General features: G+C 59.8%; 24 protein-coding genes. 12 read left to right on the top strand and 12 right to left on the bottom strand.

Annotated features, from left to right (window positions below; all coding sequences use genetic code 11):
• The first annotated feature begins 121 nt into the window (after window positions 1–121).
• The 5 genes from colR (at window position 122) to BLR20_RS18165 (ending at window position 3,916) form a co-directional block, all read left to right on the top strand.
• Window positions 122–805 (top strand): two-component system response regulator ColR, encoded by a 684-nt coding sequence (colR, locus tag BLR20_RS18185; RefSeq protein WP_002555020.1) that lies wholly within the window; start codon window positions 122–124, stop codon window positions 803–805.
• A complete protein-coding gene (locus BLR20_RS18180) occupies window positions 795–2,084 on the top strand; it encodes a sensor histidine kinase (protein WP_054992733.1) in 1,290 nt (429 codons plus the stop codon). The genes colR and BLR20_RS18180 overlap by 11 nt, the downstream gene beginning before the upstream one ends.
• A gap of 200 nt (window positions 2,085–2,284) precedes the next feature.
• Window positions 2,285–2,965: a class I SAM-dependent methyltransferase gene (locus tag BLR20_RS18175; protein WP_003313508.1), complete on the top strand. Its 681-nt coding sequence runs from the start codon at window positions 2,285–2,287 to the stop codon at window positions 2,963–2,965.
• Window positions 2,966–2,969: 4 nt separating this feature from the next.
• On the top strand, window positions 2,970–3,692 hold the full coding sequence (locus BLR20_RS18170) for a lipopolysaccharide kinase InaA family protein (protein ID WP_010439733.1): 723 nt from the start codon (window positions 2,970–2,972) through the stop codon (window positions 3,690–3,692).
• Window positions 3,689–3,916, top strand: coding sequence for a hypothetical protein (locus BLR20_RS18165; RefSeq protein ID WP_010439739.1), 228 nt, complete (start codon window positions 3,689–3,691; stop codon window positions 3,914–3,916). Before BLR20_RS18170 ends, BLR20_RS18165 begins: the two co-directional genes overlap by 4 nt.
• Window positions 3,917–3,935: 19 nt before the next feature.
• Here BLR20_RS18165 and BLR20_RS18160 read toward each other — a convergent pair whose 3' ends face one another.
• From BLR20_RS18160 to BLR20_RS18150, 3 genes are all read right to left on the bottom strand, one after another.
• Window positions 3,936–5,042: a DUF1513 domain-containing protein gene (locus tag BLR20_RS18160; RefSeq protein WP_010439743.1), complete on the bottom strand. Its 1,107-nt coding sequence runs from the start codon at window positions 5,040–5,042 to the stop codon at window positions 3,936–3,938.
• Between the two features lie 16 nt (window positions 5,043–5,058).
• The gene (locus BLR20_RS18155; protein WP_054992732.1) at window positions 5,059–6,123 is read right to left on the bottom strand and encodes an imelysin family protein; all 1,065 of its coding nucleotides are present in this window, start codon (window positions 6,121–6,123) and stop codon (window positions 5,059–5,061) included.
• A 61-nt stretch (window positions 6,124–6,184) separates the two neighbouring features.
• Window positions 6,185–7,612: a di-heme oxidoreductase family protein gene (locus BLR20_RS18150; protein WP_054992731.1), complete on the bottom strand. Its 1,428-nt coding sequence runs from the start codon at window positions 7,610–7,612 to the stop codon at window positions 6,185–6,187.
• A gap of 226 nt (window positions 7,613–7,838) precedes the next feature.
• Here BLR20_RS18150 and BLR20_RS18145 point away from each other — a divergent pair, with 226 nt between their 5' ends.
• Both BLR20_RS18145 and BLR20_RS28255 read left to right on the top strand, forming a co-directional pair.
• Window positions 7,839–8,468: a pyridoxamine 5'-phosphate oxidase family protein gene (locus BLR20_RS18145; protein ID WP_032615222.1), complete on the top strand. Its 630-nt coding sequence runs from the start codon at window positions 7,839–7,841 to the stop codon at window positions 8,466–8,468.
• On the top strand, window positions 8,468–8,599 hold the full coding sequence (locus BLR20_RS28255; RefSeq protein ID WP_268873236.1) for a hypothetical protein: 132 nt from the start codon (window positions 8,468–8,470) through the stop codon (window positions 8,597–8,599). Before BLR20_RS18145 ends, BLR20_RS28255 begins: the two co-directional genes overlap by 1 nt.
• Here the strand turns inward: BLR20_RS28255 and BLR20_RS18140 are convergent, their stop codons facing one another.
• The 4 genes from BLR20_RS18140 to BLR20_RS18125 all read right to left on the bottom strand — a co-directional run bounded on the left by BLR20_RS18140 (window position 8,600) and on the right by BLR20_RS18125 (window position 13,970).
• Window positions 8,600–9,958, bottom strand: coding sequence for an imelysin family protein (locus BLR20_RS18140; protein WP_074594917.1), 1,359 nt, complete (start codon window positions 9,956–9,958; stop codon window positions 8,600–8,602). It abuts the gene before it with no gap.
• Window positions 9,959–10,137: 179 nt separating this feature from the next.
• Entirely contained in the window at window positions 10,138–12,189 is a 2,052-nt protein-coding gene (locus BLR20_RS18135; RefSeq protein WP_054994037.1) for a putative bifunctional diguanylate cyclase/phosphodiesterase, read from the bottom strand.
• Window positions 12,190–12,593: 404 nt separating this feature from the next.
• A complete protein-coding gene (gene sodB, locus BLR20_RS18130) occupies window positions 12,594–13,175 on the bottom strand; it encodes a superoxide dismutase [Fe] (protein WP_003313497.1) in 582 nt (193 codons plus the stop codon).
• Window positions 13,176–13,367: 192 nt separating this feature from the next.
• Entirely contained in the window at window positions 13,368–13,970 is a 603-nt protein-coding gene (locus BLR20_RS18125) for a LysE/ArgO family amino acid transporter (protein ID WP_010439763.1), read from the bottom strand.
• 94 nt (window positions 13,971–14,064) lie between these two features.
• Between BLR20_RS18125 and BLR20_RS18120 the strand changes: the two genes are divergently transcribed.
• The 4 genes from BLR20_RS18120 (at window position 14,065) to BLR20_RS18105 (ending at window position 17,876) form a co-directional block, all read left to right on the top strand.
• Complete coding sequence (locus BLR20_RS18120; protein ID WP_054994038.1) at window positions 14,065–14,964, top strand: LysR family transcriptional regulator ArgP; 900 nt, start codon at window positions 14,065–14,067, stop codon at window positions 14,962–14,964.
• A 73-nt stretch (window positions 14,965–15,037) separates the two neighbouring features.
• Window positions 15,038–16,030, top strand: coding sequence for an NAD-dependent epimerase/dehydratase family protein (locus BLR20_RS18115; protein ID WP_010439768.1), 993 nt, complete (start codon window positions 15,038–15,040; stop codon window positions 16,028–16,030).
• Between the two features lie 84 nt (window positions 16,031–16,114).
• Complete coding sequence (locus BLR20_RS18110; protein ID WP_010439771.1) at window positions 16,115–16,966, top strand: ATPase; 852 nt, start codon at window positions 16,115–16,117, stop codon at window positions 16,964–16,966.
• A gap of 136 nt (window positions 16,967–17,102) precedes the next feature.
• The gene (locus BLR20_RS18105) at window positions 17,103–17,876 is read left to right on the top strand and encodes a hypothetical protein (protein WP_074594915.1); all 774 of its coding nucleotides are present in this window, start codon (window positions 17,103–17,105) and stop codon (window positions 17,874–17,876) included.
• A 72-nt stretch (window positions 17,877–17,948) separates the two neighbouring features.
• On the opposite strand, the gene BLR20_RS18100 is transcribed toward BLR20_RS18105, so the two are convergent.
• The 3 genes from BLR20_RS18100 to BLR20_RS18090 are packed head-to-tail and all read right to left on the bottom strand — an operon-like array spanning window position 17,949 to window position 20,529.
• Window positions 17,949–18,998, bottom strand: coding sequence for an alkene reductase (locus BLR20_RS18100; RefSeq protein WP_010439776.1), 1,050 nt, complete (start codon window positions 18,996–18,998; stop codon window positions 17,949–17,951).
• A gap of 21 nt (window positions 18,999–19,019) precedes the next feature.
• Complete coding sequence (locus BLR20_RS18095; protein ID WP_032615227.1) at window positions 19,020–20,186, bottom strand: MFS transporter; 1,167 nt, start codon at window positions 20,184–20,186, stop codon at window positions 19,020–19,022.
• Between the two features lie 28 nt (window positions 20,187–20,214).
• A complete protein-coding gene (locus tag BLR20_RS18090) occupies window positions 20,215–20,529 on the bottom strand; it encodes an ArsR/SmtB family transcription factor (RefSeq protein WP_003313487.1) in 315 nt (104 codons plus the stop codon).
• Between the two features lie 164 nt (window positions 20,530–20,693).
• On the opposite strand from BLR20_RS18090, the gene BLR20_RS18085 reads away from it, so the two are divergent.
• Window positions 20,694–21,293 (top strand): acyl carrier protein phosphodiesterase, encoded by a 600-nt coding sequence (locus BLR20_RS18085; RefSeq protein WP_054994040.1) that lies wholly within the window; start codon window positions 20,694–20,696, stop codon window positions 21,291–21,293.
• On the opposite strand, the gene BLR20_RS18080 is transcribed toward BLR20_RS18085, so the two are convergent.
• Complete coding sequence (locus BLR20_RS18080) at window positions 21,251–22,045, bottom strand: lysophospholipid acyltransferase family protein (protein ID WP_032615238.1); 795 nt, start codon at window positions 22,043–22,045, stop codon at window positions 21,251–21,253. The two genes, BLR20_RS18085 and BLR20_RS18080, sit on opposite strands and share 43 nt — an antisense overlap.
• Window positions 22,045–22,800, bottom strand: a complete 756-nt coding sequence (gene olsB, locus BLR20_RS18075) for an L-ornithine N(alpha)-acyltransferase (protein ID WP_003405915.1) — start codon at window positions 22,798–22,800, stop codon at window positions 22,045–22,047. Before olsB ends, BLR20_RS18080 begins: the two co-directional genes overlap by 1 nt.
• Window positions 22,801–22,819 lie beyond the last annotated feature (19 nt).

Genomic DNA, 22,819 nt, shown 5'->3' with positions numbered 1-22,819 from the left:
CAAAGTGTGTCATGAGCCTTATGAATCATAGGTGAAAAAATCGTCATGCCATTTCGGCGCTGGCCCTCACGCCCACTTCGTCTTAAGCTGCGCCAGCCCAAACTGCATATGAGAGCGCTTTATGCGAATTCTTCTGGTTGAAGACAACCGCGACATCCTGGCGAACATGGCCGATTACCTGGGCATGAAAGGCTATACCGTCGATTGCGCCCAGGATGGCCTCTCAGGACTGCATCTGGCAGCCACCGAGCACTACGACCTGATCGTTCTCGACATCATGCTGCCCGGCATCGATGGCTACACCTTGTGCAAACGCCTGCGCGAAGATGCCCGGCGCGACACGCCGGTCATCATGCTGACCGCCCGTGATCAACTGGACGACCGTCTGCAGGGTTTCCGCTCCGGTGCTGACGACTACCTGCTCAAGCCGTTTGCCCTGTCCGAACTGGCCGCGCGGATCGAAGCGGTATTGCGCCGTGCCCAAGGCGGCGGTCGGCGTACCTTGCAGGTGGCCGATCTGGTCTATGACCTCGACACCCTCGAGGTCACGCGTGAGGGGCGCATGCTCAAGCTCAACCCGGTCGGCCTCAAACTGCTTGCCGTACTGATGCAGAAAAGCCCGCACGTATTGCGTCGCGAGATTCTGGAAGAAGCGCTATGGGGCGATGACTGCCCGGACAGCGACAGCCTGCGCAGCCATGTGCACCAGTTGCGTCAGGTGATCGATAAACCGTTTGGCAAACCGCTGTTGCAGACCGTGCATGGCGTGGGCTATCGCTTGGCCGAGGGCCGGGATGGAGTTTAAACAGAGTCTTGCCCAACGGATCATCATTGCCTTTGCATTGATGAGTGCACTGGTCGCCGGGTCGTTCGCCATCGGAATCATCTCCACCGTCCACCTGGTCGAAGAAAAGCTGATTTCCGCCGGCCTCGGTGGTGACCTCAACCGTCTGATGCTGATGGACAGTGTCAGCGACTGGAGCCACCGGCCCAAGCCCGACCAGTTGTTCTATTTCAGCAATGGTCCGGGCGACTTCGATCTGCCCAAGGACATTCGTCATCTCGAGCCGGGCTTCCACGAGGTGTTCCGTGGGCCGTTGTCATACCACGCCATGATTGAGGTAGTGGATGGCCGGCATTACGCGCTGTTGCAGGATCAGAGCGATTTTGAAGAGCGTGAGCGGGTGCTGTTTGCCGTCGTGTTGGTCGGTTTCGTTCTGGCATTGGCGCTGGCGGTGTTTCTGGGGTGGGTGCTGGCGCGACGGGTCATGGCGCCTGTTGTGCGTCTGGCCCGGCAGGTTCGCCACCGTGACCAGTTGCTTGGACTGGCACCGCCACTGGCGCCTGACTATGCCGCTGACGAAGTCGGCGAGTTGGCGGTGGCCTTCGATGCAACTTTGGGACGTTTGAGGCAGGCGCTGATTCGTGAGCGTATGTTCACCAGCGACGTGAGCCATGAACTGCGTACGCCGTTGATGGTGCTGGCCAGCTCTTGTGAGCTGTTGCTGGAAAACCCTGCGCTCGATTTGCGAGGCCGTCGTCAGGTCGAGCGTATCGGCCGTGCCTGCGAAGAAATGCGCGATCTGGTGCAAACCTTCCTGATGCTCGCTCGCACCCAGCGCGAAGATCCGGCCATGACGCCCAAGGCCACGCTGGTCGGGGTGGCCGAGCAGTTGATCTCCCAGTGGCGTGACCCGATAGAGAGCAAGGGGCTGCAATTGACCTACACGCCACCTGCCGATGACCAGCTGTCCGATATTCGTTACAACGCAACCTTCCTGCATGCCGTGATGGGCAACTTGCTGCGCAACGCGCTGCACTACACCGATCACGGATTCATTGCGCTGACCCTGCACGCAGAAAGCTTCACCGTGGAGGACAGTGGCGTGGGCATTCCCGAAGAGAAACGCGAGGCGATGTTCGAGCCTTTCGTGCGTGGCAACGAGCAGCGCGGAGAGGGGCTGGGCCTCGGGCTTTCACTGGTGCAGCGCATCTGTACCAACCAGGGATGGAGCGTCGATCTCACCCCTATGGAGCCTCATGGTTGCCGATTCAAGGTGACGCTCAACGTGATCAAAGTCTGACCTTCCTTTCGAGTAGAGCGGCCTCAGTGTGTAGCGGCCAATCGACTGCACTTCGTCGATTAGCCGCACACCGTCTCTAACTCTCTGTAAAATCTCGAAACACCTGATGTGGAAACGTAACATTTTTTTCACATTCAGATGACCTGACGGTGACGGCGGTGCCTTTAGTTTGGCCCCCATCAACATCAGGAGCAGCTCTCATGAGCGATCGCATCGAACTCGAGTTTTCCCGAAAGTACGACAAGACACACGCCCGCCAGTACCTGGAAAAGCATCAGGACGGTATCTGGCGCAAGCTGTCGCATCATCGCGATGAACAGTTGGCGAGAAAGGCTCTGCACATGGCCGGGGACCCGGGCCTGGTGCTGGACCTGCCTTGTGGTGCGGGACGCTTCTGGCCGTTATTGGCCGAGAAGCCGAACCGCTCGATCATCGGTGCCGATAACTCCGCAGACATGCTCAGTACCGCCTGTGCCTCGCAGCCGGCAGACGTTGTGAAAAGGGTACAACCCTTGCAGACATCTGCCTTTGCCATCGACCTGCCTGATAACGCAGTAGACAGCATTTTCTGCATGCGCTTGTTGCACCATGTCGGTCAGTCCAGCGACCGGATGGCTCTATTGCGCGAGTTTCAGCGCGTGACCCGTGACAGCGTGATCGTCTCCCTCTGGGTTGATGGCAATTTCAAGGCATGGAAGCGTGCGCGCCTGGAGAACAAGCGCCAGCAAAAAAATGGGCGGGAAAGTTACCAGAATCGCTTTGTGTTACCTGTTGTTACCGCAGAAACCGAATTTGAGCAGGCAGGATTTCGCATTCAGAACCGCATGGATTTCCTGCCCATGTACGCCATGTGGCGAGTCTATGTCCTACGTAAAAGGTAAAAAGATGGGTTTGCAGTCCGTGAAAGAACCAGTTGTGAACCCGATCCAGAATGAGTTCGATCAGTTCTGGAGCCAGCATGGCGAGTGGGTTGAAGAACCCAATGTGCGCCGTGGTGGAGAGAGTGGTGTGCAGCGGCTGGTCATGGACGATGGGCAGACCCTGTATGCCAAACGCCAGACAGGCCACATCTACCGCAGCCTGCTGCACCCGCTGGGCCGACCCACCGTGCTGCGCGAGCGTGAGGCGCTTGAAGGTCTTCGCAAGCTTGGCGTCGTAGTGCCTGAAGTGGTGTTTTGCGGAGCCGAACGGGGCGAGGACAACGCCTGGCGGGCGTTGCTGGTCACCGTGGCGCTGGAAGGCTTCGAGGAAATTGAAAAGTGGCAGGCTGCCGGAGGGCGCGAGCGCCATGGCGAGCTGTTCTATGAGCGCATGCTCAAGGAAGTGGCAGCCACGCTGGCCCGCATGCACCTGGGCCGCTGGCAGCACAGCTGTCTGTACATCAAGCATATTTTTGTGCGGGTCACAGGGGAAGGGCCGGACGCCAATGTCGAGGTCGCCTTGCTCGACCTGGAGAAGGGCCGTCGTCGCCTTACCGCTCAAGGTGCCGCCCAGCACGATATGAAACAGCTACGACGCCATTCGTCATTCAGCGCTGCAGACTGGCAGAAGTTGATCTACTTTTACCAAGCAGCGTTTGGCAGCTCTATCAAAGGTTTAGAGTCATGAAGCTAGAAATGGCAAGAGGTCTGTTTATCTTCGGTGCACTGGCAGTTGCGACCGTCGCCGTGGCGGCGCTTGAACAACCGTCTACCCGCATACTCACCACGCAGCACGGCGAGGGCCATTGTCCGCAGCCACGCGTGGCGAAGAGTCTGGTGAATGTGCAACCGGACCACGATCTGTTGCTGTTCATGTACAGCCTGGCGCAGGGTACCGGCGTCAAAAACTGAAGCCCTCAGCGCCCTGCACCTAACCCACTTGAGCCAGATGAAGATGGTTGTCCCACAACCCGGCTGGCAGGTCCAAAGGCTGGGCCAGTAGTTGCGCCTTGCGACAGTCATAGAAGCGGCAGCGTCCCTGGCCTGAGGTCACGACGAAGCCGTCGGCGACAGCCCCCACTCCCGCACAGTCCGGCAACGGCGCATCCAGTTTCAGCACGCCACTGTCCAGATCCCAGATAAAGAAGCGGTTGCCGCGTGGTGCCGTCAGGGCCACCAGTCGCAGGTCACTGTGTACTGCGACGCTGGCGGTGTAGTGAGCCATAGCGCGTAATTGCTCTTCTGCCACTGGAAACGCCTGGAATGGCTGGCCTGGACGTTTGATTGCCAGCAGTTCGGCCAACTCGTGACTGTCGCCCATGAACTGTTGACCCGCAACGATGGTGCCATCGCTGGCGATGCCCATGTGGCGGACGCTGTTCATCTGCTGGGAAAGCGTTTCCTTGCTGAGCAAGGTACCGTCACGCTGCATGATGACCAGGCTGGGTTGCATGGCATCGAGGTTCATCTCTACCCGGCTTTCCGCTTCAGTGCGGATGCCACCGTTGGCGACTACCAGCGTTTCCCCGTCCGGCATCCAGGAGACCTGATGCGGACCGATGCCATGCGTAGAGATCTCGGCCGAGTGCACCAGTCGCTCGTCGACGAAGCGGTAGACACCCAATAAACCGCGCCCTGGATCACGGGTATCATTTTCCGTCGCATACAGCCATTCGCCGTCGCGATGAATCACTGCATGTCCGTAGAAGTGGCGGTCAGGCTGCGAAACGATGGTTTGCAGCAAACGACCATCACGCAGGTCGATCAGGTAGCTTTCAGTACCTGGGCGACGTGCGATGAACACCGCAAGTGGCAGGTCTGGATGATTGATGATGTCGTGGCAGCGCTGGCCCACCCGGGTCGCGAATACCTGCGTTCCGTCGAGCTTGAAACCCACCGCATAGTGCTTGCCGTCGCCATCGTCGCGAGCCGAAAGCAACAAGGGGCGTGTGTCTTTTTGCCTGAACAGGGTCCAGCCACCCAGCGTGCAGGCGCTGAGCAGAAGACTGCCGAGCGCCATGGCCTGACGTCGCAACATCACATGTACCTCTTGATCAATCGCCGTCGTTGGCGTTGAAACCCAACTGAATGCCGAGGGCCTTGGCCAGCTCGCCTTCGTGCAGGCGGTGCACGGCATTCAGGCTGTCGTAAAACGCATTGAGTTGCTGGCGTCCTGCATCCGTGGCCAGCAGGTCGGCGAGTGGCGGTTTGAGTTCCGACAGCAGCTTTCGGCTGTTAGCGTAGGCGGCATCGATTTTGTCGGCCAGCGGTTTCTGCTCGGCGGGCAGCAGGCTGCGCAGGCCCTTGTTGTCGACACCGGTCCACACCGTCTCGGCGCTGATCAGGCTGGCTTCCAGGCTGCTGAGCGACGACTTGCTGCGCCAGGCATCTGCCTGGAAGGGCTGCGGCTGGCCCTTGCTCTGACGACCCAGTGGCGTGCCAAGCTTCTTCTTCAGGCTGTCCAGGGCGGTGACCTGAACCCGCAGCAATTCGGCAATGGCTTCGTGAGAGTCGGCGTAGCGCTGATTGGGAAACTTGCTCAATTGCGCGAGCATGCCGTCGGTGCTGTTCCAGCTGTTGAGGATTTCTTCAGCCAGTTGTTTCTGGCGTTCACCGATGGCCATCAGCAGCGGGCAATAGCGTGCTTTCTGCTCGGCATTGGCCATGTCGATGTCGGCGTCGAAGAGGATGTATTCGTAGGCGGACAAACCCTGCACCACGACACTGGCCTTGGACAGTTCCTGGGCGGTGATCTGTGGTTGGGCGGTTACCAGTTGCTCGACCTGACGGCCAACCAGATTCTTCTTGTCTGGCCAGAACTGTATTTGCCAGGCGCGATTGCCTTCGGCCAGAGGGCCGATCAACAGCGGTTGCAATTCGGCCCAGGTTTTCTGTGCTTTCAGAAAGTCGGCGCGGGCGGCGGCCAGATCAGTCTTGCCCTGGCAGAACGCCAATGCGCTGGCTGCCAACTGACGATCGGCCTCCACCCAGCGGCTGTAGGTCGGCAGGATGACCTGTTTGGCAATCGCTGCGGACGTCACCGCCTGAGGGTCGGATGGCGAGCAGGCACCCAAGGCAAGTGCCGCAAGGCTGGTCAGCAACAACTTGGGTCGGAACATGTCCGGCTCCTTATTTCTGAAAGGAAGATGTTTGAACAGGGAGATTCTGCAATGGGCGCAATCATAACGAATTCAGAAAGGCCAACAGTGCTTCACGTTGCTGTGCGTCAAAAGCCAGAACCTGGCGCTGCGCCGCCTGGGCTTCGCCGCCGTGCCACAGTATCGCCTCAAGCACATTACGCGCGCGACCGTCGTGCAACAGTTGGGTGTGTCCGCTTACCGTGCCGGTCAGGCCCAGCCCCCACAAGGGCGGGGTGCGCCACTCACGTCCGGTGGCCTGGAACTCGGTACGGTTATCGGCCAGCCCTTGACCCATGTCGTGCAGCAGCAAGTCGCTGTACGGGCGAATCTCCTGATTAGCCAGCTCGGGTTCGGCGGCGTCGCTACGGGTTTTGAAAGAGGGGGTGTGGCATTGCTGGCAGCCCGCCTGGAAAAACAGGTTCTTGCCTGCCAGCACCTGCGGATCATCGACCTTGCGGCGCGCCGGAACACCCAGGTTGCGGGTGTAGAACTCCACCAGGCGCAGGATATTGTCGCTGACTTCCGGTTCGCCATCCGGGCCATTGCCATTGGGCGCGGCCAGGCAATCGGTCTGGGCCGGCGTGCAGTCATCGAAAGGGCGCAGGCTGGTGGTCAGCCCCATGTCGCCGGAAAAGGCGTGCACGTTCTGCTGGTTGAGGTTCGGCTGTCCGGCTTTCCAGCCAAACCTGCCCATCACCACTTTTTGCCGAGCATCATCCCAGACCCAGTTGGGACGTCCCGAGATGCCATCGGCGTTCTTGCCATCAGGGTCGGCATTGGCAAGGATGGCTTCATCGGCAATCGCCTCGAGCAAGCCCAGGCCGATCATTGGCGGTGCCACGCGAGCCGAGATGTGAGTATCGGGGTGCATGGGGCCGTAGCCCAGTTGGGTGATCCTGAGGGTCGGCTGGCGCAGCTCGACTGCCGTGCCATCGCGAAATTCGACCGTCAGCGCATCGTACTCGACCCGCACCTTGCCCTCGGGCGCTACGCCCGGGTTCGACATGTCCTGCAATTGCCCGCCGTAAACCGGCTCCGGCAGTACGCCGTTGCGCTTTACAAGGTCGGCGTACGCCGGGTCATCGGGAATCGACAGCCTGACCAGCATCGACACTGCATTGCTGTCGCCAGCCTCTGGCGGATGACCGCGGCCGTCCTTGATGTGGCAGTTCTGGCAGGCATTGGTGTTGAACAGTGGGCCGAGTCCGTCGCGAGCCGTGGTGGTCGACGGCGCAATCACCCACGGGCTGCGGAAAAAGCTGTTGCCGACGCTGAAGTCCAGCCGCCGCACCGGGGACAGATTGGCCGAGGGTAGGGAGAAGGCATTCTGGTCGCTTTTCCTGACGGTGGCGCTGCCTCCGGACAAGGCTTCTCCCGGCTCGGCATGCGTGAAACGCGGGGCGTCATCGCATGCGCTCAGGACCAGGGTCGTGAGCAAGGCAAGTGATAGACGGAGCCGCGTACTCATAGACATCCTGCAACGGGGCGAAAAATCGGGGCGTGCAAGCTTATCAGCCTCGGGCGGTTTGAATAAGAGGGATTATCGTTTGCGGCGTCTTGCGCAATGTGTTGTTACGAATCTTTGACGCTGGTCGGGTCCTGATGTTTTTGCCTATGCTGCGAAGGCTGCTTCACACGATCAGTCACATGACGCTGGCAGCATTCATACACCAACGGCCAGCAGAGATCATTCAATGAATAACCCGGACAACAGCGCGTTTGTGACCACCATTCAGGCTCTGGAAGCGATCTATGGCCCGATCGCGCCTCCTTCGCTCATCAAGGAAGTTGACCACATTCACGAGGTCTACCGGCCTTTCATCGAGCAGGCACCGTTCGCCGTGCTTGCCTCTGCCGGTCCTGACGGGCTCGATGCTTCTCCACGGGGAGATCAGGCGGGTCTGGTGCATATCGAGGACAGCAAGACGCTTTATCTGCCTGACCGACGCGGCAACAACCGCATCGATACGCTGCGCAACATCGTCAACGATCCGCGCGTTGCGTTGCTGTTTCTGATACCCGGCGTAGGTGAAACCCTGCGCGTCAACGGAACCGCACAGATATCGGTTGAGCCCGAGTTGCTCTCGCGTTTCGCAGTGAAGGGCCAGTTGCCCAGGTCTGTCTTGCGTATTTGCGTGACCAGCGTGTATTTCCAGTGCAGCAGGGCGACCATCAGGTCTGGCTTGTGGGACCCGGCACAGCACATCGAACGCAGCGCGCTGCCCACTGCCGGGCAGATACTCAAGGCGGTTTCGGCTGAGCAGATCGACGGCGAGGCCTATGACAAGGCGTTGCCGGGACGTATTGCGGATACGTTGTATTGATGCTGGCGGAGTTTGTCCATGTCGCGAGCCAGCGCGCACCACAGCTGAAAACGATGCCTGTCGATCAGACACAAAAAATGCCGGTCAGCGAACTGACCGGCATTGATTGTCATCGCAACAAACGCGGTTGATCAGAACTCGTGATCGGCGTTGTCCGGGTTCAGATCGGTTATGCCCAGCTTGCCAGCCGCCTGTTCGATAGCACCTGTCTGTTTGACCAGCGCGGCGATAGCGTCACGTACCACCTGATTGCCTGCCGTGTTGCCGGCAGCGATCAACTGATCGAAATGCTCGCCCTTGTTTGCATGATCGACGATGACCTGCAACTTGGCCTGCGTGTCGTCCAGGTCGGCGCGCAAGGTGGCGTCGGTGGCCGGGTCTGCCTTGGCAACCAGGGACGAAAGGCTTGGCCCGCTGACCTTGCTGCCGTCGGTGCGGGTGTACTCGCCCAGATAAACGTTGCGAATGCCCTTGCCGTTGTAGAAGTGCGAGTTGTGCGTGTTGTCGCTGAAGCAGTCGTGTTCGTCTTCGCTGGAGTTGGCTTCCAGTGCGACTTTCATGCGCTCGCCCGCCAGTTCACCCAGCGACAGGCTGCCCATGCCGAAGAGCATTTTACGCAGACCGCTTTCGCCTGATTCGGCTTCCAGGGTCGCGCGGTAGTTGTCGGGCACGCCGGCTTTCCAGTTACCGGACATTTCTTCAAGGTCGCTGACCAACAGATCGGTGACAGCCTTGAGGTAGGCGCGGCGGCGGTCATTGTGGCCGCCGGTTGCGCCAGCCCCTTCCAGGTAATCGCTGGCCGGACGTGCGCCGGCGCCAGGACCGGTACCGTTCAGGTCCTGGCCCCAGAGCAGGAATTCGATGGCGTGGTAGCCAGTGGCAACGTTGGCCTCGGAACCACCCAGCTCGTTCAGGCTGGCGAGTTTTTCTGAGGTGATTTCCTTCACGTCGACCTTGTCTTCGCCGACCTGAATTTCGGTGTTGGCGATGATGTTGGCAGTGGCGCCCGGGTTGCCCAGTGCGTGCTGGTAATCCTTGGCCACATAGTCGATCAGACCTTCGTCCAGGGGCCAGGCATTAACCTGTCCTTCCCAGTCGTCGATGATGGTGTTGCCGAAGCGGAACACTTCGCTCTGCATGTAAGGCACACGCGCAGCGATCCACGCCTCGCGGGCGGCTTTCAGGGTTTCATCGTTGGGCTTGGCGAGGAAAGCGTCGACGGCAGTGCTGAGTTTTTTCGCACCGGCCTCGGCATCGTCGAATACTGCGGACACCATGTTGGCGTAGTTCGCGACCACCGCCTTGGCCGCCGCGTCGTCAGTCTGGGCGGCTGCTGCCGGAGCAGGGGCAGCAGGCGTCACAGCCGGCGCCGCCGGCGCAGCAGCTGGCGCGGGTGCCGGGGCGGCAGCCTTGTCCTTGCCTTCGCCACAACCGGCGAGAGAGATAGCGATGGCCAACAGACTAGCGGTTGCCAGAGGCATACGAATCATGACGGAATCCTGCGTCGATAAAGGTGATGGCGGGGTGCGCCCATAAAATCTGCGACATAATGCGAAAGATTTGCATTCGATGTAAAGGCAAAACGCCTGTGTGGGCGTGTTCAGGCATTCGGCAGGTTGTAACAGACGGTTTCAAGATGACTTGGATGGCCGGGAGTATGCAAGCCGGCTTACAGGCTGGCGGCGTGGTCCTGACGCGACTGCTTGAGGTAAGCCAGCAACTCCCGCCCGGGCAGCGGCTTGCTGTACAGATAGCCCTGGCCTTCGTGGCAGCCCTCGGTCACCACATAAGCCTCCTGCTCGACGGTTTCCACGCCTTCGGCAATGACTTGCATGCCCAGGCTCTTGCCCAACTGGATAATGGCCCGCACGATGGTGGCGTCATCGTCGTCGTCAATCAGGTCCTGCACGAAGCTGCGGTCAATCTTGATCTTGTCCAGCGGCAGGCTTTTCAGGTAACTCAGCGATGAGTAGCCGGTGCCGAAGTCATCGATGGCGATCAAGGCGCCGGAGCGTCGCAAGCTCAACAGGTGCTGGGCGGCGGTGTTGATATCTTCCATCAGCCCGGTTTCGGTCACTTCCAGTTCCAGGCTGCGCGGTGGCAAGCGATAGATCTGCAGCAGGTTGTTGACCACGCGCGGCAGTTCGGCGTGATGCAGTTGCACGGTCGACAGGTTGACTGCCATGCGCAAATCGGTGAAGCCCTGATCGAGCCATTCGCGCAGTTGGCGACAGGCCTGATCCAGCACCCATTCGCCGATGGCGATGATGGTGCCGTTCTGTTCCGCCAGCGGGATGAATACATCCGGCGGCACCAGGCCATGTTCCGGATGCTGCCAGCGGATCAGTGCTTCCACACCGACGATACGGTGATCGCGATAGCTGATCTGCGGTTGATAGACCAGGTACAACTGATCGCGTGGCAGGGCTTCGCGCAGGTCTTTTTCGAGTTCGCGGCGGCGGCGCATTTCGCTGTCCACACTGGCGATGTAGAACTGATACCGGTTACGCGAGCGCGCTTTGGCCAGCGTCATGGTCTGCTCGGCTTTTTGCAGCAGCTTCTCGGTACTGTCGCCATCTTCGGGAAACAGGGTGATGCCGATAGTCGCTCGCAGTCGAATCTGCTGATCACCGACGATGAACGGAGCTTCCAGCTCATCCAGAATATTTTGCGCCAGTTCTGCCGCCTCGTAGGGCTGCTCGATGTTGGACTGGACCAGCGCGAACTGGTCGCCGCCCAGGCGCGCCAGTGCGCCGAGTCGCACGCTGTGCGCGCGCAGGCGGTCAGCGAGTGCGAGCAGCAATTGGTCGCCGGACTGGTAGCTGAACTGTTCGTTGATCCCCTTGAAGTCATCCAGACCCACGCAAAGAACCGCCACTCTGTGTTGCTGGCGTCCCGCATCTTCCAGAATCCTGTCCAGCCCGATCTGCAATTGAAGCCGATTGGGCAGGCCAGTGAGGAAATCGTATTGCGCCATGCGCTGCAGATTGTTCTCGGCCTCGTGGCGCAGATAAGTGTGGCGCTCGATAGAGGCCAGCAACTGATTGGCGGTGTTGACCCAGATCCCCAGTTCGTTTTTCTCGTGGCCTTTGAGTAACGGCAATTGATGTTCGCTGGGGCGGTCGGGGTTGATCGCGATCAGATGCTCGATGATCTTCGACAGCGGCCTGGTCAGCAGCCAGTGATAGACCAGATACAGCACCAGCCCCATTGCCAGCGCACGCAGCACGCCGGCGATAAAGATGATTCCGGCATTGACCAGAAAGCTTTCGCCGTAATTGGCGGTGTCGAGGGTGATGCGCAAATCGCCGTAATACTCGCTGTAAGGACTGCGGCCTACCAGTTGAGTGGTGAAGCTGCGCTCCTGGCCGAGAATGAGGTCTGTCAGCCAACGCGTAGGGGCGGTTTTCAGCGGCCGGTCTTTCTCGGCGAGCAGGCTTTCGTTGGGGTGTCCTATGGACGCCATGCGTACCGATTCATCCTGAAACAGGCCTTCGATGACCTGCATGCCCATTTCGCGGTCCAGGCTATAGACGGCCTGTGTCGAGGGGTCGCGGAACATGCCGAGAATTCGCTCGGCATCGTTCGCCACGGTCTGACGTGTCTTGTAGGCGTCGAAGACGATTTGTGCACAGCTGAGCAGGACGCCTACCAGAAGCGCCGAAAGCAGCACAACGCGCAGCAACTTTACCGACAGGCTGTTCTTGAGTTCCAGCTTCAATGGCCGTTCCTTAGTTCGTGTCGGAGGGCATATCGCCTCATGACCCTCGAAAAACCAGGCCTGCACGCCGTGACCTTGTCACAACCGGTACGCCTGGCTGATCTTCGCGTTCCTTGCACCTGCTGGCCAAAGCCACCTCAGTGCGTCGGGTGGCCAGGTAGGTAACTTGAGCAGAACACTGTAAAGAATTACGTCATAGAGAATTACGTTGTAGTACGAGTCAGCTAGCGTTTTCTGACAATACACAAAGTATGGGCGGCAGGCGAAAAAAGATTTTCGATTCGCCTGACTGGCAGGCCGGTGTTCGACGCCGTCTGTGAAACGGGCGTCCGGTGAGCGGCCCTTGCGGACCGGAAAACATAAAAAACCCGACGCGAGGCCGGGTTTTTTCGATGACGCTGGACTCAGGCTGCGAATTGCTTGGCCACGAAGTCCCAGTTCACCAGGTTCCAGAACGCTTCCACGTACTTCGGACGCAGATTGCGGTAGTCGATGTAGTAGGCGTGTTCCCACACATCGCAGGTCAGCAGCGGGGTGTCGCCGCTGGTCAACGGGTTGCCGGCACCGATAGTGCTGGCCAGTGCCAGGGAGCCGTCAGCCTTCTTCACCAGCCAGCCCCAGCCGGAGCCGAAAGTGCCGATGGAAGTCTTGCTGAACTCTTCCTTGAACTTGTCGAAGGAACCGAACGCCTTGTTGATAGCTTCGGCCAGAGCGCCGGTAGGCTCGCCGCCAGCGTTAGGGGCCAGGCAGTTCCAGTAGAACGTGTGGTTCCAGACCTGCGCGGCGTTGTTGAAGATACCGCCCGAGGAGGTCTTGATGATCTCTTCCAGGGTCTTGCCTTCGAACTCGGTGCCGGGCACCAGGTTGTTCAGGTTCACGACGTAGGTGTTGTGGTGCTTGTCGTGGTGATATTCCAGAGTCTCCGCAGAAATGTGCGGCACCAGAGCGTCTTTGGCGTAGGGCAGTGGCGGCAATTCAAAAGCCATGGTTTATCTCCTTTCAGGTCAATTGCGGTAGTCGCAGGGCCGATCACGGGCGGCCAGATACAGCATGCACCGGGAGTTTTACTCTTTTGCGGCGCAGACCCCGGATCATAGCACCGGGTCTGCGGCTTAACCACGCAACAACTGTGTGGGATAGAGGTTCCCACGCGATTGACTCTGCGGTCATGAAAACCGTCAGGCTGACCGTATCAACTGCAAGGCCACGCTGAACATCATCACCGCGATCATCAGGTCCAGCATGCGCCAGGTGGCAGGGCGGGCCAGCCAGGGAGCCAGCCATGCCGCGCCCAGGGCAAGGCTCGAGAACCACAGCAGCGAAGCACTGGCTGCGCCGGCGACATACGCGCCAGGTACGCCCTGTTGTGCGCCCAGCGAGCCAATCAGCAGCACGGTGTCCAGATAGACATGCGGGTTCAGCAAGGTGACGGCCAGTGCGCTGAGCAACACGGTGCGCAGCGATTTTCTGCCAGCCGCTGCGCTGCGCTCGAGGCTTTGCCGCGAGCAGGCGCGGCGCAATGCCTGCAGGCCGTACCAGCTGAGGAATATCACACCACCCCAGCGCGCCACTGCCAGCAGGGTCGGATTCTGTGCCAGTACATTGGCCAGACCGAACACTCCTGCTGCCACCAGCAGGGCGTCGCAGACAATGCACAGCATCGCCACCGCCACGTGATGTTCACGGCGCAGGCCCTGAGCCAGCACAAAAGCATTTTGAGTTCCGATAGCCATGATCAGTCCAGCCGCGATCAGCAGCCCATTGAGGTAGCTTTGCCACATAAGGAGGTTCCAACGAGCAGATTCAGATAGCCATTCTTATGGGGTGAGGGATATAAGGAAAACCAATAATCCTCATCGCTCATTAGGAAAACTGATGTTCGACTATAAATTGTTGTCGGCGCTGGCGGCCGTGATCGAGCAGGCCGGGTTCGAGCGTGCCGCTCAGGTGCTCGGGCTTTCTCAGTCAGCGGTCTCGCAGCGCATCAAATTGCTGGAGGCGCGCATTGGCCTGCCGGTGCTGGTACGCGCCACGCCGCCGAGCCCGACCGATATAGGTCGGCGCCTGCTCAATCACGTGCAGCAGGTCCGTTTGCTGGAACGCGACCTGCAAAGTCAGGTGCCTGCACTGGACGAGGAGGGTGTGCCCGAGCGTTTGCGAATCGCCTTGAATGCCGACAGTCTGGCAACCTGGTGGGCGCCGGCTATTGGCGCGTTTTGTACGCAGCATCGTTTGCTGCTGGATCTGGTTGTCGAAGATCAGGACGTAGGTCTCAAGCGTATGCGCGCCGGTGAAGTGGCGGCCTGCCTGTGTGGCAGCGAGCGTCCGGTGGCCGGGGCACGCAGCCAGTTGCTGGGGGCCATGCGCTACCGGGCGCTGGCCAGTCCGGCGTTCATCGCCCGCCATTTTCCGGACGGTGTCAGCCCTGAAACGCTCGTCAGATCCGCTGCACTGGTGTACGGGCCGGACGACCTTTTGCAGCATCGTTATCTGGCACTGCTGGGCGTTCAGGACGGCTTCGAGCATCATTTGTGTCCTTCCTCCGAAGGTTTCATCCGTATGATCGAGGCGGGAATGGGTTGGGGGCTGGCGCCCGAGTTGCAGGTGCGTGACCAATTGCGCAACGGCACTCTGCTTGAATTGCTGCCGGACCGTTGCATTGATGTGCCGCTCTACTGGCATCATTGGCGCAATGGTGGGCAGCTTCTGACGCGCCTCACCGAACATCTGGCGCAACATTCGGTTCACTGGCTGGTGCCGCTGAGCGAAGACTGATCGTCAACAGGATCATGTGTAATCCATGCAGGCAGTGTTTTCCTTTCCTGCAGACGCGTTAATGGAGCGGTAAATGAAGATTCTGGTCACCGGCGCGAGCGGCTTCATCGGCGGACGCTTTGCGCGTTTTGCCCTTGAGCAGGGCATGAGCGTGCGGATCAATGGCCGTCGTGCCGAAGGTGTCGAGCACCTGGTCAGGCGCGGTGCCGAGTTTATCCAGGGCGACCTTGCCGATCCCTATCTGGTGCGCGCACTGTGCGATGACGTGGAAGCGGTCGTGCATTGCGCAGGCTCGGTCGGTACGTGGGGACGTCGCCAGGATTTCATGCAGGGCAACGTGCAGCTTACGGAAAACATCGTCGAGGGCTGCCTGAAACAAAGGGTGCGAAGGCTGGTTCATCTTTCCTCGCCGTCGATCTACTTTGATGGCAATTCGCACCGTGGCATCAAGGAAGAGCAGGTGCCCAAGCGCTTTCACAATCACTACGCGGCCACCAAATACCTGGCCGAGCAAAAGGTTTTCGGTGCCGAAGAATTCGGACTTGAAGTCATCGCCCTGCGGCCGCGCTTTGTCACCGGTGCGGGCGACAACAGCATTTTCCCGCGTTTGCTGCACATGCAGCGCAAGAGGCGCCTGTCGATCGTCGGCAATGGCTTGAACGTGGTGGATTTCACCAGCATGCAAAACCTCAACGAAGCCCTGCTGAGCAGCTTGCTGGCAACGGATTCGGCACTGGGCAAGGCCTACAACATCAGCAATGGCACGCCGGTCCCGCTGTGGGATGCGATCAATTACGTGATGCGGCAGATGCACTTGCCTCAAGCCACTCGTTATCGTTCATTCGGGCTGGCCTACAGCGCCGCGGCAATCAATGAGGCCGCCTGTATGCTATGGCCGGGCAGACCTGAACCTACCCTGTCGAGAGTGGGCATGCAGGTCATGAACAGGGATTTCACGCTTGATATCAGCCGCGCCAGGCATTATCTGGATTATCAGCCTCAGGTCAGCCTTTGGACGGCGCTGGATGAGTTCTGTGGCTGGTGGCAGGCACAGCACGCGATCTGAATGCGGTAGTAGCACAGTGAGATTGAATCTGCGCTGTTGTTATACTGCCGAACTTTGATTTAACAGCTTCCTGAAGGGTTATTCATGCGCAACGATCCATACGACGACGTCGATGACGTCCCCAGCCTGAGCGCCAAGGACGACGATGACGACTTCGCGCCGAGCAATGGCGCACGCGATCGCACCACCGTCTATTCGCGCACCACGCCTGTAGTCAAGGTCAAGGCGCCGAGCACCGGACCTTTGTGGGCGTTGGTCGGGGCGCTGTTCATTGCCTTCTGCGGTCTGGGCTGGTGGAGTTTTCAGCAGGTTTCCCTGATGGAACAGCAGTTAGTGGCCACTCAGGAAAGCTTCGCGCGCATCAGCGAAGAAGCGGCGGGGCGCCTGCAGGATATTTCCGGCAAGGTTGTCGCCACTGAAGCACTTTCCAGTGATGGAGAGGCGCTCAAGCAGCGAATCAAGTTGCTGGAAGCGCAGTTGGAAGATCAGGACAAACAACGCGAAGGCGTCGAAGGCCAGCAGGGCAGTCTCGACAAGCGCCTGGAGCAGATGGCCGCGCAAACCGCGCAGCAGCAGAGTGAAAACGCGCAGTTGCAGGAACAGCTTAAAAGCGTTGTCACTGAACTGACCACGCTCAAGGCGGCGTTGCCAGACCTGAAGACGGCTCAGGCTGATCAGGGCAAGCTGGATGCGCAGATCAAAAGTGTTGCAGCCGATGTCGCCACGCTGAAAAAGCAGGGCAATCCGTCTGCCGCTGTCGAACGTCTGGAACAGGACCTGATGGTTCTGAAAAGCCAGCAGGAAAACCGCCCGGCTCCTGCTGCAGAGGCCAGCACTGCCGAGTTCGATGCGTTTCGTGCTCAGGTCACTCGCAACATCAATACCCTGACCAGCCAGATCCAGAATCTGTCGCAACAGCTCAACGCTCGTCGTTGACCCCGGGCTTGCCTGCCGCTATCCATGGCGGCAGGCAAATGCTCCGGTCTTTTTTACCTCTGATAAATAAATATGCGCTTGCCAATCGAGGGAAGGCTTACGCTTGTCTGGCAGTTAACTAAATGGAGTTTCAATAATGAATGGAATCAAGGATATGCGCCCCAATACACCGGAAGAAAACATCGAAAGAGATGACGTCGTTGCTGAAGAACTTCAGTCCATACATCCAGAGTATCTGGTATCAACCAAACCAAAAGTAAACATCAAGCCTCCGGTCAAGGTGACAAATCCGGTCAAACCGCCGGTGAAGCCTCCGGTCAAGACAACGGACCCGGTCAAGCCGCCAGTCAAGCCGCCGGTCAAGACAACGGACCCGGTCAAGCCGCCAGTCAAGCCGCCGGTCAAGACAACGGACCCGGTCAAGCCGCCAGTCAAACCGCCGGTCAAGACAACGGACCCGATCAAGCCGCCGGTCAAACCGCAGGTCAAGCCCTCTACTACTGAGCCAGTACCGCAAACTGTGCCCCCGATACCTGCGGCACCCTCGCGTCTGGACAAGCTACTGGCGGTCGTCAACACCACAACGGGCGTCCTGCAGCTGGTCCAGCCGCCTAACAGCGTGGCCAACCCGGACGGCACGGTCAGCTATCCAAACGGCAGCGTCGAGTCTGCAGATGGTCAATCCGTCACCCATCCGGACGGAACCGTGCAGAATCTGGACGGCACGACGGTGAATGCTGATGGCTCGATAGAGCACCCCAATGGTGACGTCCAGCACAAGGACGGAACCTGGGTTTTTGCGGATGGTTCGGTCAACTACCCGGACGGCCGCTGGAAAATGGTGGATGGTACGGTCACCGACGCCGAAGGCAATGTGTTAGGTACGGTCAAGCCTGACGCTGCACTGTAGCGGTCACCGTTTCACGGGCGATAAAAAACCCTGGCTCTTGCGAGTCAGGGTTTTTGGCGTTGCAGTAACGTTTTACAGACGCGGGTAGTCGATGTAACCGACCGGCCCTTTGGCGTAGAACGTCTCCGGGTGGGCTTCGTTCAGAGGGGCATCGCTGGCCAGCCGCTCCGGCAGGTCCGGGTTGGCGATGTAAGGCACACCGAACGCGATTGCATCGGCCTTGCCTTCTGCCAGCCAGGCATTGGCGCTGTCTTTGGTGAACTTCTCGTTGGCGATATAAACGCCGCCGAAGTCTTTCTTCAACTGTGGGCCGAGGCTGTCTTCAGCATCATGCTCACGGGCACAGATGAATGCGATACCGCGCTTGCCGAGCTCTTTGGCCACGTAGCTGAAGGTTTCAGCACGGTTTGCATCGCTCATGTCGTGCATGTCGAAGCGAGGCGAGAGGTGAACGCCTACACGGCCAGCGCCCCAGACATCAATGACTGCGTCAGTCACTTCCAGCAGCAGACGCGCACGATTTTCTACCGAACCGCCGTACTCGTCGGTGCGCTGGTTGCTGCCGGTCAGCAGGAACTGTTCAAGCAGATAGCCGTTGGCGCCATGCACTTCCACGCCGTCGAAGCCCGCAGCCTTGGCGTTTTCCGCACCGACGCGATAGGCCTCGACGATGTCGCCGATTTCCGCCAGCTCCAGCGCGCGCGGGGTTGGCAGTGGGGTGATCGGGCGCATCAGGCTGACGTGGCCTTCGGCCGCGATGGCACTCGGCGCGACCGGGGTTTCGCCGTCCAGGTAGGAAGGGTGGGAAATACGACCCACGTGCCACAACTGCAGGGCGATACGGCCACCGGCGTTATGCACTGCCTTGGTGATGTTGCTCCAGCCACGTACCTGATCGTTGGACCAGATGCCCGGGGTGTCGGGGTAGCCCACGCCCATCGGAGTGACAGAGGTGGCCTCGGTCAGGATCAGGCCGGCCGAGGCGCGCTGAACGTAATACTCGGCCATCATCGCGTTCGGTACACGGCCTTCATCGGCACGGCAGCGTGTCAGTGGGGCCATGATGATGCGGTTGGGCAGTTGCAGATCGCCCAGGGTGATCGGGTCAAAGATAGTCGTCACGTGTCGAATCCTCGTAATTGATCAATGCGTAGCAGGGGCCAGATCGGGGTTGCCGGTCTGACGAAAGGTAATCAGGGTAATCAGCAGCGCCAGCACGGCCAGGATGGCGGCGGCCAGCGGTACGCTGGTCAGGCCCAGGCCATGAGCGATGACGCTGCCACCGACCCAGGCGCCCAGCGCGTTGCCGACGTTGAAGGCACCGATGTTCAGGGTTGAAACCAGGTTCGGTGCGGCTTTGCCGAACGTCACCACGTTGATCTGCAGGGCCGGGACGGCAGCGAAGGCCGCGACTGCCCAGAGGAACAGGGTGATTTCAGCCGGGATCAACGCGGTGCTGGTCCAGCTGAGCACGGTGGAGATCACCGCCATCGAGACGAATACGCCGATCAGCGTGGACGACAGGCGGCGGTCGGCCATCTTGCCGCCGATCACGTTGCCGGCGGTCAGGCCCAGGCCGATGAGCAGCAGGGTCCAGGTCACGCCGTTGGGTGATACACCGGTGACTTCGCCGAGCAGCGGGGCAATGTAAGTGAACAGGGTGAACATGGACGCTGAGAACAGTGCAGTCATGGTCAGCGACAGCCAGATGCCGGCCCCCCGGAGAGCGCCCAGTTCAGCGCGCATGTCGAGCTTTTCTTCATTGCGGTTGGTCGGCAGGAAGCGGATCAGGCCGATCAGCGCAATCACGCCGATGACCGTGACGGCCCAGAACGTCGAGCGCCAGCCTGCGTATTGACCCAGCGCAGTACCCAGCGGCACGCCCAGCACGTTGGCCAGGGTCAGGCCGGTGAACATCAAGGCCACTGCTGAGGCGCGCCGGTTGGCGGGCACCAGACCTGCGGCAACCACCGAGCCGATGCCGAAGAACGCACCGTGACACAGTGCAGTCACCACGCGGGCGAACATCAGGACGTTGTAGTCGCTGGCCAGTGCACAGAGCAGGTTGCCGATGATGAAAACCCCCATCAGCGTGACCAGCGCGGCCTTGCGCGGCAGTTTTGCCGTGGCCATGGCCATGAACGGCGCACCGACGGCGACACCCAGCGCATAGCCGGTCACCAGCCAGCCTGCACCGGGGATCGATACACCGAGGTCGGCCGCCACATCAGGCAGCAGGCCCATGATGACGAATTCGGTGGTGCCGATGGCGAAGGCGCTCAGGGCCAGAATGAGTAGCGAAAGAGGCACGGGGCAGCTCCTGGTAAACGTTGGAAAATCAGGTCGGGTTGTTCAGTTCTTCAACCAGCGCCTGAACGAATGCCTGTATGACTTCTTCGTTGCGTCTGAAGAAATGCCATTGTCCGACCTTCTTGCTGCTGATCAGACCAGCACGTTGCAAGGTCGCCAGATGGGCCGAGACAGTGGATTGTGACAATCCCGCACGCTGATCGATCTGTCCGGCGCACACGCCGTGTTCGATCGAGTATTCCTGGGCGGGAAAGCTTGCGCGGGGGTTCTTCAGCCAGGTCAGGATTTCTCGGCGGACCGGGTGGGCCAGAGCTTTTATTATGTCGTCGAGGTCGATAGGCATGTCGTTCTCACAGGCGGTGTAGCGTTATATCGCGATAGAGCGAACCTTATATCTGTATTTCGCGATATACAAATATGATTATGTGCTTAGGATCAGACAAATCGCTATATCGGGTTATAACGATATATGGACAGAAGGTCCGAAAGCGGCCTAGGCTTGCAGCCATGAACTACTTGGCACATCTTCATCTTGGTGGGCATCGACCTGCTCAATTGCTTGGCAGCCTGTATGGCGACTTCGTCAAAGGTCCGCTGCCGGGACGTTTTCCTGCGGAGCTCGAAGCGGCGATTCGTCTGCATCGCAGCATCGACGCCTTCACTGACAGTCATCCGCTGATCAAGGCCTCTATTGCCCGCTTTCCGCTCCAGAGACGGCGTTATGCGGGCATCATGCTCGATGTCTTTTTCGATCATTGCCTGGCGCGCGACTGGCATCGTTACGCTGACCTGCCGTTGGACGCATTCACCCGCAAGGTCTATGGCACGCTGGCTGCCGAGCCGCAATTGCCCGAGCGGCTGGCGCTGATCGCACCGCGCATGGCGGCGCAGGACTGGCTGGGGTCATACCGGGATTTCGGGGTGCTGGAGCAGGTGTTGAGCGGGATATCCCGACGCCTGTCACGACCCGAAGGGCTGGCCGGCGGCATGCAGGAACTGCAGGCGCTGTACCAGCCCTTGAGTGCGGATTTCGCTGAGTTTTATCCGTTACTCGAGGATTTCGCTCAGGCCGCTCTGGCCGGACGCGAAACCACTTCGCTCGGCTGAGCCTGCGGCTCGCCAAACAATGCCACTTGAACGGCCTGCTGGGCCTTGAAGGCCAGTGCGGCGCGTTCCTGATCAGCGGTCGGGATAGGTGTCAGCAGGTGAATATGCACGTCGCTCTGCTCGTTGGCGAACAGTCGGCGCAAATGCGACAGCAAGTCATCGTCGCCAATGAACGGGGCTATCGGGTCTGGCTTGCCGTTGCGCGAGTAACCAATGGCCACCGGCTGGATCGGCACCCCAGCATCAATGGCGCTGGACAGCAGACGACCGTGAAAGGTGCGCAGGCTTTTGCCGTCAGTGGTGGTGCCTTCGGGGAAGATCAGCAGTGCGTTGCCTTGTTGCAGGTGATTGCACATCTGCTTCTGGATCAGACGGCTGTCGCCCGATCCGCGACGAATGAATAGCGTACCGGCCTTCAACGCCAGCCAGCCCGCTACCGGCCAGGTCCGCACTTCGGCTTTTGACAGAAACGACAGCGGTGCCAGCATGCCAAGCAGTGCAATGTCGGTCCATGACACATGGTTGCTGACCCACAGCATGGGCTGGGTCGGCAGTTGACCTGTCACGGTGACGCGAAACGGCAGGGCGTTGGTCAGGCGCGCCATGAACCAGCGGCTCCAGCGCTGCCGACGCTCCATCGACCCTCCGATTCTGGTGCGTTCCAGGACTGCGAACGCGCTGGCAATCGTCAATCCGAGCGCTACGACCAGTAGCACCCGGACTACGCGGGCATAGCCGCGCAACCGGCTCATCACACGGCCGCCTTGAAGTGGCGGGCGTAGCGCGGGCACAGGTCATCGCGCTTGAGCAGGATGAACACGTCGGCCACCTGGAAGTCTTCGTCCCAGCACGGTTCGCCACAGATCTTGGCCCCCAGACGCATGTAGGCCTTGAGCAGCGGTGGCATCTCGCAGATCACATTGCTCGGGATGTCGAGGGTCGGCAGCGGATTCTTCGGCTCGGCGCGCAAGTGCTCGTTGCACAGGTAGCGTTCGCGCAGGCGTTGCATGATCGCATGGGCCTGAATACCGCCGTCCTGCATCGGGATGCTTGCGCAGCCCATCAGGTAGCTGTAGCCGCCTTCGTTGAGCACCTCGGCCAGCTCGCTCCACAACACTGCGATGGTGCCGCCATTGCGATAGGCCGGATCGACGCAGGTGCGACCCAGTTCGAGGATCGGGCCTTGCAGATTGACCAGCCCGTGCAGGCTGAACTCTTCTTCGCTGTAGAAGCGCCCCAGCGTGTTGGCGGCCTGATGGTCGAGCAGCCGGGTAGTGGCAACCAGACGCCCGGTGTTCAGGTCGCGTACCCCGATGTGCGAGCAGTGAACATCGTAATCGTCGATGTCCAGGCCTTGTTCAGCGCCGTTGAGACGGGCGTTGAACTCTTCGCTGAACACACTGAAACGCAATGCCTGTGCTTCCTGCAAGGCGCGCGCTCCAATCAGGCGCTCGGCCTGAAGACGACGTTCAGAAGTGTTGTCACGAATGCGGGCGATCTGGGTCATACGAATCTCCATGAGCCAG

The sequence above is a fragment of the Pseudomonas congelans genome (genome assembly GCF_900103225.1).
GTDB classification, from domain to species: domain Bacteria; phylum Pseudomonadota; class Gammaproteobacteria; order Pseudomonadales; family Pseudomonadaceae; genus Aquipseudomonas; species Aquipseudomonas congelans.
The sequence above is the reverse complement of the archived record's forward strand: the minus strand, read 5'-3'. Positions and strand labels throughout refer to the sequence as shown.